We start from the raw sequence: 13,770 nt of genomic DNA on the forward strand, positions 1-13,770 counted from the left end.
CGGTGCTGCAGAAAGATCTTCGCGAGGGGTTCCGCGCGCCCGATCACGGCATTACCCTTCGGTAACACCCAAGTTAAAACGTGTCCCCCGTCACCGTTGCCTACCCCAGAGGCGGCCTTCACCCATGACTCTCGACGTGCCGTACCGTTCCATTCCGGACATGTTCCTGCGGCGGGTGGCGGCGTCGCCCGACGGACGCGCCTTCGGCGCGCCGGGCGCCGACGGCCAGCCCGTCTGGTTCACCTGGACGCAGATCGCCGCTCGGGCCAAGGCCATCGCGGCGGGGTTGACCACGCTGGGCGTCGGGCAGGAGGACCGCGTCGCGATCCTGTCCAGCACCCGGCTCGACTGGATCGTCGCCGACCTGGGCATCATGTGCTCCAGCGCCGCGACCACCACCGTCTACCCGACCACCGAGCCGGAGGACGCCTGCTTCATCGTCGCCGACTCGGGCTCGAAGGTGCTGTTCGCCGAGAACCCCGCCCAGGCCGCCAAGATGGACCCGGCCGCGGTGCCCACGCTGACCCAGGTGGTGCTCATCGACGGCGAGACCGACCCGGGCGCCGCGATCCCGCAACTGACCCTGGCCGAGCTGGAGCGGCGCGGCAACGAACTGCTGGCCGCGACGCCGGACCTGGTCGACACGATCGTCGCCGGGATCGCACCCGAGCACCTGGCCACCCTGATCTACACCTCCGGCACCACCGGCCGCCCGAAGGGCGTCGAGCTGCTGCACCGCGGCTGGTGCTGGGAGGGCGTGGCGCAGGCCGACGTCGGCGTGCTGCTGCCGACCGACGTGCAGTTCCTGTGGCTGCCGCTGTCGCACTCGTTCGGCAAGACGCTGATCTGCGGCATCCTGCACGTGGGCGTGCCGACGTACGTCGACGGGCGGGTCGACAAGATCATCGACAACCTGAGCCTGATCCGGCCGACGCTGATGTGCGCCGCGCCGCGCATCTTCGAGAAGGTCTACAACCGGGTCGTCACCCAGGCCACCTCGGCTGGCGGCCTCAAGGCGAAGATCTTCGGCTGGGCGGTGCGGGTCGGCCGCGAGAAGACCGCGCTGGAGCAGGCGGGCAAGCCGGTGCCGGGCGGGCTGAAGCGCAAGTACGGCATCGCGCACAAGCTGGTCTTCGTCAAGCTGCACGAGCGCCTCGGCGGCAACATCCGCTACATGGTCTCCGGCTCGGCCGCCCTGTCGGTGCCGATCGCCGAGTTCTTCGCCGCCGCCGGGCTGCCCATCAGCGAGGGCTACGGCCTGACCGAGAGCAGCGCGGGCAACTTCGTCAACCGCCCGAACCAGCTGAAGATCGGCACGGTGGGCCAGGTGCTGGCCGACCTCGAAGTGAAGATCGATGAGGACGGCGAGATCCTGCTGCGCGGCGCCCCGGTCATGCGCGGCTACCACAACCTGCCCGACGAGACCGCCTCGGTCTTCACCGAGGACGGGTTCTTCCGCACCGGCGACATCGGCGAGTTGGACGGTGCGGGGTACCTGAAGATCACGGACCGCAAGAAGGACCTGGTCAAGACCTCCGGCGGCAAGTACATCGCGCCCAGCCACATCGAGGGGCTGTTCAAGGCGCTGTGCCCGTACACCTCGCAGGTGCTGGTGATCGGCAACGCGCGCAACTACTGCAGCATGCTGGTCACGCTCGACCCGGAGTCGATCGTCGGCTGGGCGGCGGGCGGCCCGCTGGAGGGCAAGAGCTACGCCGAGATCGTCGGCTCCGACGAGGCGAAGGCCATGGTCAGCGGGCACATCGACGAGCTGAACGCCAAGCTGAACCGGTGGGAGACGATCAAGAAGTTCACCATCCTGCCGCGCGATCTCACCATCGAGTCGGGAGAGATCACCCCATCGCTGAAGTTGAAACGACGCACGGTGGAGACCAATTTCGCGTCAGAAATCGAGAAGATGTACCAGGGATCGCTCGTCGAGATCTGACTCGGCACCCGCGCAAGTGAGGTACGGAGGGGCGGCCACAAGCCGCCCCTCCGTTTTGCTCGCGTTCTACTGCTCAGGCGAGCATCTGCCTGCTCAGGCGATCAGGGCGGGCTCGCTCCACTGCGGACGGCCGGTGCGGTCCAGGTCGTAGCGGGCCGCGGCGATACGGCGTACGCCGTCGACCAGCTCCGGCACGGGCAGCGTGAACGGCAGCCGGACGAAGCGCTCCAGGGTGCCGTCGACGCCGAACCGCGGACCCGGTGCCAGGCGCACCCCCAGTGGCTCCACCGCCCGCGCCAGCGCGCTGGAGACCGGGCCGTCCAGCTCCGCCCACAGCGTCACCCCGCCCGAGGGCACGGTGACCCGCCAGGTGGGCAGGTGCTCGCGTACCGCGGCGACCAGGGCGTCCCGCTGGGCGGCCAACTGCGCCCGGCGCTGTGGAATCACCTCGTCGGCACGGGCCAGCAGCCGCACCGCCACCAGCTGGTCCAGCACCGGCCCGGCGGTGTCCACGCCGACGCGTACCGCCGCGAGGCGCTGCACGATCGGGGCCGACGCGCGGATCCAGCCGATCCGCAGCCCGCCCCAGAACGGCTTGCTCATGCCGCCGATGGTCAGCACCCGACCGTGCCGGTCGTACGAGGCCACCGCGGGTGGCAGCTGCTGCCCGTCCAGGGCGAGGTCGACGAAGGACTCGTCGATGACCAGGTCGGTGCCGGTGCGCTGGGCCGTGGCCACCAGCTGCTCGCGTAGGTGCTCGCCCATCACGTGGCCGGTCGGGTTGTGGAACTCCGGGATCAGGTACGCCAGCCCCGGCCGTGTCTGCCGCAGCGCACCCAGCAACAGCTCGGCGTCCCAGCCACCCTCGTTCAGTCCGTGCGTGCTGATCCGGGCCCGCCGCCCGGCCAGCGCCGCCAGCGCGTTCGGGTACGTCGGGGACTCCACCAGCACCTGCGCCCCGACCGGCACCTGCAGCCGCAGGATCAGGTCCAGGGCGTGCAGCACCCCGTTGGTGATCATGATCTGTTCGGGGCTGGTGGGCAGGCCGCGCGCGGCGTACTGCTCGGCGACCGCCTCGCGCAGCTCGAGGATGCCGCTCGGGTGGTACCCGGCCCCGCCCAGGTAGCGCGGCAGCTCCTCGACCGCCTCCCGGGAGGCCGCCAGCAGCGACTCCGGGGCGGCCAGCGCCGCGCAGCTCAGGTCGATCAGATCCAGGTCGTCGTCGGCCAGCCACAGGCCGCTGCTGGCCACCCGGTGCCCGCTGGGCAGTGTGGTCCAGCTCCCGGCGCCCCGGCGACTGGTCAGGTGGCCGGAGTCGCGCAACTCGCGGTAGGCGGCGCTGACCGTGGTGCGCGACACCTCCAGCGCCTCGGCCAGCTCACGCTCGGCGGGCAGCCGCACGCCCAGGGGCAGCCGGCCGTCGGCCAGCAGTCCGCGTACGGCCGAGGCGAGCGCGGCGTAGTCAGGGCTGCGGCGACGGGCGGGCAGGGCGTGCCAGCGGCCTAGCAGGCGGGCGAGCTGTCCGCCGCGTACCGAAACGCTCATGTCGCGCTCCCCACTCTTGCCGCAACCGTCCAGGTCAGCGATTTGACCCAAGCCACCTGGAGAGAATTGGCACTTCCTGACTCTTGAATTGGCCTCCAGACTGGCAGACATGACCGGCCCAAGCAAGCCACTGACCATGCCAACCGCCGCACCCCGCACTGGACACCGCCTCGCGCCCATGCCCCTGCGCGAGCGGCTGCCCCGTCGCCTGCTCCAGCTCACCGCCGGTCTGGCCGCGTACGGCGTCAGCATCAGCCTCATGCTCCACGCCCACCTCGGCAACCAGCCCTGGGACGTGCTCCACCAGGGCATCGCCCGCCACCTCGGCGTCACCGTCGGCACCGTGCTGATCGGCATGGGCGCGCTGGTGCTGCTGTGCTGGATCCCGCTGCGTCAGCGACCCGGCATCGGCACCATCGCCAACATCGTGGTCATCGGCCTGGTCGTCGACGCCGTGAACCCGCTGCTGCCGGACCTGGACCACGTCGCCGGGCGATGGGCGTTCATGCTCGGCGGGATCGTGCTGTGCGGCTTCGCCAGTGGCCTCTACATCGGAGCCAATCTGGGGCCGGGGCCGCGGGACGGGCTGATGACCGGCCTGGCCGCCCGCCGCTGGTCGCTGCGCGGCTGGCGCACCCTGCTGGAGGTGACCGTGGTCGTGGCCGGGGCACTGCTCGGCGGCACCGTCGGCATCGGCACCATCCTGTACGCCCTGGCCATCGGCCCCCTGGCCCAGTTCTTCCTGCCGATGCTCGCCGCCACCCCCCGTCGCGCCCCGGCCACACCCGTCGCCACCCCCGAACCCTGCCCCGCCTGACACCCTCTCCCTGTCGGGCCCTCCCCGTCGGGCCCTCCCCGCCGAGCCGCTTCGCGCCCGGCCGCACCCGCCGGGCACTTCGCGTCGGGCCGCATCGCGGCCGCCTGCGGCCAGCGCATGCAGTTTCGGGGAAGGTGCACAAATCTTGAGCAGCGTTCGCGCAGTTTCCCCGAAAGTGCACGCCGATCCGGGTGGGGCGGCGCGGCGCGGCGGGGGTGGCAGCATGATGATCCCTAATCGTGGACGCTGGGTGCTGCTATAGCGACACCCAGCGTCCACGATTAGGGATCATGCCGACCACACAAGATCATCAACGGTCGCGACGACCCTGGTGGCGCGCACAAGCCGAGTCGGTCCGGCAATCGGGGTCGCGCTGCGCCAAGGCGCGACACGGCCAGCCGGTGACGTGAAAGGTGACGAAGTCAGTCCTGCTCCACCAGGGGTGGCGGCGTCGTTCCGGCCGGGCCAGGGGTGGCAACACCGTTTCGGCCGTGTCAGGGGTGAGGGCGTCGGTTCGGCTGCGGCAGGGGGTCGGGTTCGGGGTCCGGGTCTCCTGACAGCGGAGCGGTGGCGGTCGGGCGCCAGACGTAGCGGCGGCTGAGCAGGCACGCGGTGGCGATCACCGTCACCAGCCAGGCGGCGCCGAGCGCGGCCCCGCCGATGACGTCGGTGAGCCAGTGCACGCCCAGATACACCCGGGAGAAGGCCACCAGCAGCACCACCAGCCCGGCCCCCAGCCACACCGCGACCCGGGCGCGGCCGCGTACCCGTAGGGAGATCAGCAGGGCGAGCAGGCCGTAGGCGGCGGCCGCCTGGGCGGTGTGCCCGGACGGGAACGCGTAGCCGCCTGCGGCGGTCAGCGCCTCGGACACCTCGGGCCGGGCTCGGGCCAGGGCCAGCTTGGCCACGCTGACCAGCGCGGCGGCGCCCACGGTCACCACGATCGCCAGCAGCGCCGTCCACCGCCGCGAGCGCCAGAGCGGAATGGCGACCGCGGTGGCCAGCAGCAGTGGGATGGTGACCCAGCCGCTGCCCAGCCAGGTAAGCAGCTGCAGGCAGTTCGTGAGCCAGCCGGTACGGTGCGCGACCAGCCAGCCGGTGACCGCGGGGTCCGTACTTCCGGATTCGTCCTGGGCCGCCAGGTCGTCGGCGAGCGAACCGAACACCCAGGCCGCGAGCACGACAGCTGCGGCGCCGAGAGCCAGCCAACGCCGCAGCAGACGATCAGGCAACGCACACCCTCCCGTAGCAGCCGGTGAGATACCTGGACAACCGGGCCAGCGCCGCCGCCGTCACGCCGGTCGCCCGCGCCCGCCGTCTGGTGCCCCGGTCGACTCTTCCGATCACATTCCGCCGGAGATCGCCGATCGCGGCCATCAACTCAGGTTCCCACCAGCGTCCGGACCACAAACGGCGATCATGAAGCCACGCGGCGCAGGCAGCCGCGCGGGCGGCAGCGCAGACAGCAGCGAAGCCGACGGCCCAGGCCGCCGCATAGGCAGCGGCCAAGCCGACCACGAAGGCAGCCGCAAAGGCAGCGGTGAAGGCGGCAAAGCCGACCGCGAAGGCGGCGCCGAAGCCGACCGTGAAGGCGACCGCGAAGGCGGCGTTGAAGGTGACCGGGAAGGCAGCCGCGACGGTGGCGGTGAAGGCGGCGGTGCCGTCGGCGGTGGCCGGGCGGCCCGGGGCGCCGGACGGCAGCGGCCCGTCCGGGGCGGTCGTCGCCGAGGCCCGGCCCGCCTTGCCCTTGCCGAAGCGCAGGTACAGCGCGGGCAGGACGAACAGGTTGAGCAGGGTCGAGGTGACCAGCCCGCCAAGGATGACCACGGCCATCGGGTGCTCGATCTCGTGCCCGGGGATGTCGCCGAGCGCGACCAGCGGCACCAGCGCCAGCCCGGTCGCCAGGGTGGTCATCAGGATCGGCGAGAGCCGCTCCTTGGCCCCGCGCAGCACCAGGCCCAGGCCGAACGGCTCGCCCTCTTCCCGTTCCAGGTGCTGGAAGTGGTTGATCAGCAGGATGCCGTTGCGGGCGGCGATGCCGAGCACGGTGAAGAAGCCCACCAGCGACCCGAGCGTGATCAGACCGCCGGTGAGGAAGGCGGCGAGCACGCCGCCGACCAGGGCCGAGGGCAGGGTGAGGAAGGACAGCAGGGCCAGCCGCCAGCTGTCGTACGACGCCTGGAGCAGGAAGAAGATCGCCACCACGGCCAGTACGGCGAACAGCAGCAGCCGCTTCTGGGCGGCCTGCCGTTCGGCGTACTCGCCGAGCAGTTCGGCGTGGTAGCCGCGCGGGAAGTCGACCTGCTCGGCCATCTTGGTCTCCAGCTCGTTGACGACCGAGCCGAGGTCGCGGCCGTGCACGTTGGCGCCGACATCGATCTTGCGGGAGGCGGCGTCGTGCTCGATCTGGTTGGGCGTCGCGGCGACCTTGACGGAGGCCACCTCGCTCAGCGGCACCGTGCCGCCACCGGGCACGTCGATCGGCAACTGCTTGATCGAGTCGACATTCTGCCTGGTCGCGGGCGTGCTCCACACGTTGACGTCGTATGCCTTGCCGTCGCGGAAGATGTCGCCGACCTCTTCCCCGGCCATCAGCGTGGCGGCGGCGCGGCGTACGTCACCGGGTTTGATCCCGAGCGCCTGCGCCTTGGCCAGGTCCACCTCGACCTGCACCTGTGGCACGTCGGCCTGCAGCGAGATGTGCTCGTCGACCACGCCGTCGATGCCGCCCAGGATGTCGCGCACCTGCTCGGCCTGTGCCTTCATGGTCTTCAGGTCCTCGCCGTAGATGCGCACCACGACCGCGTCGCCCGCGCCGGACAGCACCTCGCGCACCCGCTCCTTGAGGTAGGTCTGCACGTCGCGACGCAGGCCCGGGTAGCTCTGCACCACGGCTTCGATCTTCTTCAGCGTGGTGTCGTAGTCGGCCGACGGGTCGACGCTGATCCAGTTCTCGCCGAAGTTGACGCCCACGACCTCGTCGGCGATGAGCGCCTGGCCGATGTGGGCGCCGAAGTTGCGTACCCCCGGAATGGCCATCAGGTCCTTGCTGGCCTGCTGGGTGATGCGCACCTCCTCCGGGTGCGAGGCGCCCGGCTCGGTGACCCAGTGCATCAGGAAGTCGCGTTCCTTGAACGAGGGCAGCAGTGCCTGGCCGAGGCCCGGCAGCACCGCGACCCCGGCCAGCACGATGATCGCGACCAGGGCATACGCCCGCCCGGGGCGCTTGGTGATGCGCGCCAGCGCCGCCGTGTACCCGCGCTGCAGCCAGCGCACCAGCGGCGACTCGCGCCGCTCCAGCGGGGCCTTGCGCAGCAGGATCAGCGCCAGCGCCGGGGTGACCGTCAGCGCCACGACCATCGAGGCGAGCACCGCCAGCATGTACGCCAGCGCCAGCGGCCGGAAGAACGAGCCGGTCAGGCCCTCTAGGAAGAACACCGGGACGGCCGAGGCGATGATGATCAGGGTGGCGTAGACGATCGGGCCTCGGACCTCCAGCGACGCGTCGAGCACGGTCCTGGCGGTGGTGCGCAGCGAAGCGTCGGCGCCGTCGCGCCGGGTCTGGCGCAGCCGTCTGACGATGTTCTCGATGTCGATGATCGCGTCGTCGACGACCACGCCGACGGCGATCACCAGCCCGGCGAGGATCATGGTGTTGATGCCGAACCCGAACGCGTTGAGCAGCAGGGTCGCGGCGGTCAGCGACAGCGGGATGGCGATCAGGCTGATCAGCGCGGTACGCCACTCGAACAGGAACAGGGCCAGCACCAGCACGACCAGCAGGCAGCCCAGCGCCAGGGCGCGGCCCAGGTTGCCGATGGCGGTCTCCACGAAGGTGGCCGGCCGGAAGATCGTGGTGTCGACGTCGATGCCGGTCAGGCCGGGCGCGAGTTCCTTCATCGCCTCCTCGACGCCCTGGGTGACCTCCAGCGTGTTGCCCCAGGGCAGCTTCTCGACGATCAGCATCAGGCCGGGGCCGCCGTTGATGACGGCGTCGCCGATGAGCGGCTGGTGGTCCTCGGTGATGGTGGCGACGTCGGACAGCTTGACGGTCTGGCCGTCGCGTTCGGCCACCGGCACCTGGGCCAGGTCGGACGGCAGCACGATGGGCAGCACGTGCTGGATCGGCATGCGCTGGTTGGGCGTGTCCAGGTGGCCGCCGGTGCCGACGACGGCGCCCGCGGAGTAGCGCAGCAGGCCGGAGTCGAGCGCGTTCGCGGTCACCTCCATGACCTCGTCCAGGGTCACGTCGTGCTGCTTCATCCGCGCCGGGTCGACCTGGACCTGCATCATCTGGATGCGCTCGCCCCAGATGGCGACGTTGGCGACGCCGGGCACGCGCAGCAGGCGGTTGCGGATGGTCCAGTACGAGATCATCGACAGGTCGATCAGCGACCGGTCCGGCGAGGACAGCCCGATCTTCATGACGCGGCTGGTCGACGACAGCGGTTGCAGCATGAACGGCGGGCTGGCCCAGGTCGGCAGGGTGGCGGTCACGTCGTTGAGGCGCTCGGAGACCAGCTGCCGAGCCCGCAGCAGGTCGGTGCCGGGCTTGAAGATGAGCACGATCGACGACAGCTGCGGCACCGACTTGGACCGGATCGCGTCCAGCCCTTCGACGCCGTTGAGCGCCTGCTCCAGCGGCACGGTGACCAGCGATTCGACCTCAGCCGCGGACAGGCCCAGGCTGGGCGTCTGGATCTCCACCCGGGGCGGGGCGAACTCCGGGAAGACGTCCACCGGCATGTCGCGCAGCTGCCCGACGCCGAAGAACATCAGGCCGCAGGCGATCGCGACCACCAGGGCCCGGAACTTCAGGCTGGAACCGACGATCCACCGCATCATGGCCGCTGCCCCGTCACTTACCGACGCCGGTTTCCGCGCCGTACAGCTCGGCCACGCCCACGGTCACCACGGGCGTGCCCGCGGCCGGGCCCTGGGCGAGCAGCACCTTGTCGCCCTGGATCGCGGTCACTGTCAGCGGGTGGCGTACGAACGCCAGCGGGTGGTCGGTTGGCGTGTACGCCCAGGTGGTGCCGTCAGGCAGGTACATCAGCGCTGAGTACGGGATGGTGGTGATCGCGCGCTTGCCGGCCGTGGCCGCCGCGACCGGCTGCGTCTGCAGGCCCAGCCGTGCCGCGCCCTCCTCGGTGAGCACGACCTTCTTCTCGGTACGGCCCGGCAGCGCCTCCACCTTGGCCGGTTTGGGCGCCGCAGCCGTGCTCTCCGGTTCCCGCAGCACCGCCGCCACCCCCAGCCCGGCGACCAAGAACAGGCCCACCACCAGGGCGATGACGGTCCAGCGGTCCCACTTGCCGCCCCAACGCTTCACGACGGTCATCTCCTTCGGGCTCAGATCGCCTGCGGTTCGGCGGGCAGGGACAGCTCGTCGCGCAGGCTGTCGCGGCCGAACCGCAGGTACAGCGCGGGCACCACGAACAGGGCCAGCAGCAGCGCCACCACCAGACCGGCCAGCAGCACCCACACGATCGGGCGCAGCACCTCCAGCCCCGCCACCCAGCCCAGCAACAGCACCGGCAGCAGCGCGGCGGCCGTGGCGACCACGCTCACCAGCAGCGGTCCGGCCTGCTCGGCCGCGGCGCGGGCGACCAGTTCCGGCCCGAACGGCAGCCCCGGCGTGTCCGGGGTGCCGCGCTCCAGCCGCTGCGCGTGCTTGACCTGCTGCAGCACCATCCGCAGGCTGAGCCCGGCGATGGCGATGAACGCCGCCAGTGAGCTGATCGCGGTCAGCTGCGACCCGATCGCCCCGGCGACCAGCCCGCCCGCGACGGCCACCGGCAGCGTCAGGAACAGCAGCGTGGACAGCAGCCAGCTGCCGACGGCCGCCTGCAGCAGCAGGAAGATCAGGACCAGCGCGGCGAACGCGGCCAGCAGCAGCCGGTTCTGGTCGTCGATGCGGTGCTCGTACGCGCCGAGCAGCTCGGCGTGGTGCTCGAGCGGGAACGACACGTGCTCCAGCCGGTCGTCGACCTGCTGGACCACGGCCCGGTAGTCGCGGGCCTTGATCCCGGCGCTGACGTCGATGTAGCGCGACACCGAGTCGCGTTCGATCACGTTCGGCCCGGCCACCACGTTCACGTCGGCGACGTCACCCAGGCGCACCTGCCCGCCGGACGGCGTATTGATCATGAGGTCGCGTACGCCGGAGAGGCTGTTGCGCACCTCCGGGGTGCCCCAGACCACCACTTCGAAGACCTTCTGGTCCTCGAACAGGTTGCCGACCTGGATGCCCGACAGCATCGTCGCGGCGGCGCGGCGCACGTCACCGGGCTTGAGCCCGGCCTGCTGCGCCTTGGCCAGGTCCACCTTGACCTGCACCGTGGGCTGCTCGACCGGCAGATCGGCCTGCGGGTTCACCACGCCGTCGATCCCGCCGAGCAGGTCGCGCACCTCGACGGCCTTGGCCTTGAGCACGTTCAGGTCCTGACCGTAGACGCGGACCACGATCGCGTCGTCGGCGCCGGACAGCAGCTGCGTGATCCGCTGCTCCGGGTACGTGACCACGTCGGTGTCCAGCCCCGGGTAGCTGGCCACCAGCTCGCTGACCGCCTGGCGCGTCCGGTCGTAGTGGGCGCCGGGTTCGAGGGTCACCCACAGCTCCCCGGAGTCGACGTTGACGACCTGGTCGGAGGCGATCGCCCGGCCCAGGTGCGCGCCGACGTCGCGTACCCCCGGGATGGCCCGCAGCTCCTGGCTGGCCCGCTCGGTGACCCGGGTCATCTCCTGGGCCGACGTGCCCGGCACCGCGTCCCACTGGACCAGCAGGTTGCGCTCGCGCAGCGCCGGGATGGCCGACTGGGCCAGCGGCTGCAGCAGCGCCACCGCCCCGCCGAGCAGCACCAGCCCGGCCAGGCCGTACACCAGCGCCGGGCCGCGCAGCACCGCGGCGAGCCCGTCGGCGTAGACCCGGTGCCACCAGCTCAGCACCGGCGACCGGTGCCGCTCCAGCGGCGCCTCGCGCAGCAGCACCGCCGCCATCGCGGGCGTGAACGTCAGCGACACCAGCGACGAGGCGAGCACCACCGCGACGAACGCCAGCACCAGCGGCCGGAAGAACAGCCCGGTCAGCTCCGGGAGCAGCAGCAGCGGCGCGGCCGCGACCAGGATGATCAGCGTCGCGTACGTCATCGGGCCGCGCACCTCGAGCGCCGCGTCCAGGATGGTCCGGCCCGCCGAGATCTCCTGCCCGGTGTCGCGCCGGGCGATGCGGCGCTCGCGCAGGCGCCGGGACAGGTGCATGGTGTCGCCGACCGCGTCGGCGACCGCGAAGACCAGTCCGACCAGCACTCCGGCGATGAGCATGAACGTCAGGCCGTACCCGGCCAGACTCAGCACCACCCACGCCAGCGCGACCGACAGCACCACCGCGAGGAACGTGATCAGCGCGGCCCGCCACTCCCACAGCAGCAGGATCAGCACCAGCGCCAGCAGCACCAGCCCGAGCAGCGCGGCCAGGCCGACATTGCCCAGCGCGTGGTCGATGAAAGTCGCCGGCCGGTACATCTCGGAGTCGACCTGGATGCCGGTCAGGCCGGGCCGCAGCGACTCCAGCGCCGCCTCGACGCCGCGCGACACCTCGACCGTGTCGGCGTTGGGGAACTTCTCCACGACCAGCATCAGACCCGGTCCGCCGGACACCAGGGCGTCGCCGATCAGCGGCTGGTGGTCTTCGACCACGGTCGCCACGTCGCCCAGGCGCAGCCGCTTGCCCGACGCCTGGTCCTCGATCGTCACCTGGGCCAGGTCCTCCGGCGTACGGATCGGCAGAATGTGCTGGATGCCCAGCCGCTGGTTGGGCGTGTCGATGAAACCGCCGGTGCCCGGGGTCGACGCCTCCAGGAAGGTCAGCGGCGACACCCACAGCGAGTTGCCCGCCGTGGACACGACCTGGTTCAGCGTCACGCCGTTGGCGCGCAGCTTCTCGGGGTCGACCTGCACCTGCAACTGGCGCTCGCGGTGGCCCCAGACGGACACGTTGGCCACGCCGGGCACGCCGGTCAGCCGCGGCTTGACCACCCAGCGGGCCAGCACCGACATCTCGGTGAGCGACAGGTCCTTCGCGGTCAGGCCCACCATCATCACGCGGTTGGTGGACGACAGCGGCTGGAGCATCACCGGCGGGCTGGACACATTGGGCAGCGCGTGGGCCTGGGTGAGGCGCTCCTGGACCATCTGCCGGGCCCGGAACACGTCGGTGCCCGGTTCGAAGATCATCTCAATGGAGGACAGCCCCGGCACCGATTCGGAGTTGATGTCGTCGAGCCAGGCCACGCCGTTGAGCAGGTCCGACTCCAGCGGGACGGTGATCAGCTGCTCCACCTCGGTGGCCGACAGCCCCAGCGCCTCGGTCTGCACCTCCACCCGGGGGGCGGTGAACTCCGGCAACACGTCGCGCGGGGCGCTCTTGAGCCGGACCGCGCCGAGCACGAGCAGCGCCGCCGCGAGCGGAATGATCAACAATCGGAAGCGCAGGCTCGCCCGCACCAGCCACCGCATCATGACCTCACGCTCCCCGCCGAGGCGCCGTCAGGCGCGGTCCGGACGAAGCAGCCCCACGTACCAGGCGCATAGTGGGAAACTTACTCACATAATGGGTTCCAAGCGCCAATTCGGAGAATTCCGATAAGTTCCAGGAGACGTCCAGGTGGCATACAGGGGGATGACAGCGACATGATGCAGAGCTCCAATCCGGTGCTGACCCGGCCGCTGAACCCGCCGGTCCTGGAACGCCGGGAGGTCGGACGGGCCACTGTGGACGGTGTGGCCGGACGCACCTTCGTGCTGGTCGCCGTCACCGTCATCGCGGCCGCGCTGTCGTGGAACCTGCTGCACTCCCCCGGCTGGACCGGGCTGGCCGTGCTCGGCTCGACCCTGGCCACCCTGGTGCTGGTCCTGGTGATCACGTTCAAACAGATCACCAACCCGTTCGTCATCGGCGGGTACGCCGTGCTGCAGGGCGTCTTCCTGGGCGTGGTCAGCCGGGAGCTGGAGCAGCAGTTCCCCGGCATCGTGGTGCAGGCGGTGATCGGCACCTTCGGGGTGTTCCTGGCGATGGCGCTGCTCTACCGGATGCGGATCCTGCGCGCCACGAAGCGGTTCACGCAGATCATCGTCGGCTCACTGGTCGGCATCCTGCTGCTGTCACTGGTCGACTTAGTGCTGCGGCTGTTCGGCACCGGCCTGGGCATCTACAAGCCCGGCACCGCGGGCATCGTCTTCGCGCTCATCTGCATCGTGGTCGGCGCGCTGACCTTCATCGTCGACTTCGACCAGGTCGAGCGGGCGGTGAACGGCGGCCTGCCCGCCCGGTACGGCTGGTACCTGGCGTTCGGACTGCTGGTGGGGCTGATCTTCCTGTACTGGCAGATCATCCGCCTGCTCAGCTACGTCCGCGGCCGCTGACCTTGAGGTAAGGAAGGGCCCCTTCTTATCGCTTTCC

At 70.8% G+C, this 13,770-nt stretch carries 8 protein-coding genes; 3 read left to right on the forward strand and 5 right to left on the reverse strand.

Annotation, left to right across the window (positions count from 1 at the left end; all coding sequences use genetic code 11):
• Positions 1-124 precede the first annotated feature (124 nt).
• On the forward strand, positions 125-1,948 hold the full coding sequence (locus KUA19_RS19980) for an AMP-dependent synthetase/ligase (protein ID WP_217397661.1): 1,824 nt from the start codon (positions 125-127) through the stop codon (positions 1,946-1,948).
• A 93-nt stretch (positions 1,949-2,041) separates the two neighbouring features.
• On the opposite strand, the gene yczR is transcribed toward KUA19_RS19980, so the two are convergent.
• On the reverse strand, positions 2,042-3,493 hold the full coding sequence (yczR, locus tag KUA19_RS19985) for a MocR-like transcription factor YczR (protein ID WP_217397663.1): 1,452 nt from the start codon (positions 3,491-3,493) through the stop codon (positions 2,042-2,044).
• A 178-nt stretch (positions 3,494-3,671) separates the two neighbouring features.
• Between yczR and yczE the strand changes: the two genes are divergently transcribed.
• On the forward strand, positions 3,672-4,310 hold the full coding sequence (yczE, locus tag KUA19_RS19990; protein WP_217397975.1) for a membrane protein YczE: 639 nt from the start codon (positions 3,672-3,674) through the stop codon (positions 4,308-4,310).
• A 494-nt stretch (positions 4,311-4,804) separates the two neighbouring features.
• Here the strand turns inward: yczE and KUA19_RS19995 are convergent, their stop codons facing one another.
• The 4 genes from KUA19_RS19995 to KUA19_RS20010 are packed head-to-tail and all read right to left on the reverse strand — an operon-like array spanning position 4,805 to position 12,830.
• On the reverse strand, positions 4,805-5,542 hold the full coding sequence (locus KUA19_RS19995) for a phosphatase PAP2 family protein (RefSeq protein WP_217397665.1): 738 nt from the start codon (positions 5,540-5,542) through the stop codon (positions 4,805-4,807).
• On the reverse strand, positions 5,535-9,155 hold the full coding sequence (locus KUA19_RS20000) for an efflux RND transporter permease subunit (RefSeq protein ID WP_217397667.1): 3,621 nt from the start codon (positions 9,153-9,155) through the stop codon (positions 5,535-5,537). Before KUA19_RS20000 ends, KUA19_RS19995 begins: the two co-directional genes overlap by 8 nt.
• A 13-nt stretch (positions 9,156-9,168) precedes the next feature.
• Positions 9,169-9,651, reverse strand: coding sequence for a hypothetical protein (locus tag KUA19_RS20005; protein WP_217397669.1), 483 nt, complete (start codon positions 9,649-9,651; stop codon positions 9,169-9,171).
• 11 nt (positions 9,652-9,662) lie between these two features.
• A complete protein-coding gene (locus KUA19_RS20010; protein ID WP_217397671.1) occupies positions 9,663-12,830 on the reverse strand; it encodes an efflux RND transporter permease subunit in 3,168 nt (1,055 codons plus the stop codon).
• A 171-nt stretch (positions 12,831-13,001) separates the two neighbouring features.
• Between KUA19_RS20010 and KUA19_RS20015 the strand changes: the two genes are divergently transcribed.
• Positions 13,002-13,733, forward strand: coding sequence for a Bax inhibitor-1/YccA family protein (locus tag KUA19_RS20015; protein ID WP_254549773.1), 732 nt, complete (start codon positions 13,002-13,004; stop codon positions 13,731-13,733).
• The last annotated feature ends 37 nt before the right edge of the window (positions 13,734-13,770 follow it).

It is taken from the genome of Catellatospora tritici (assembly GCF_019083965.1).
Lineage (GTDB): Bacteria > Actinomycetota > Actinomycetes > Mycobacteriales > Micromonosporaceae > Catellatospora > Catellatospora tritici.

Coding starts and splice junctions, on each gene's coding strand:
- KUA19_RS19980 (WP_217397661.1), top strand. CDS start 125: ATGACTCTCGACGTGCCGTACCGTTCCATTCCGGACATGTTCCTGCGG.
- KUA19_RS20000 (WP_217397667.1), bottom strand. CDS start 9,155: ATGATGCGGTGGATCGTCGGTTCCAGCCTGAAGTTCCGGGCCCTGGTG.
- KUA19_RS20005 (WP_217397669.1), bottom strand. CDS start 9,651: ATGACCGTCGTGAAGCGTTGGGGCGGCAAGTGGGACCGCTGGACCGTC.
- KUA19_RS20015 (WP_254549773.1), top strand. CDS start 13,002: ATGATGCAGAGCTCCAATCCGGTGCTGACCCGGCCGCTGAACCCGCCG.
- KUA19_RS20010 (WP_217397671.1), bottom strand. CDS start 12,830: ATGATGCGGTGGCTGGTGCGGGCGAGCCTGCGCTTCCGATTGTTGATC.
- yczE (WP_217397975.1), top strand. CDS start 3,672: ATGCCCCTGCGCGAGCGGCTGCCCCGTCGCCTGCTCCAGCTCACCGCC.
- yczR (WP_217397663.1), bottom strand. CDS start 3,493: ATGAGCGTTTCGGTACGCGGCGGACAGCTCGCCCGCCTGCTAGGCCGC.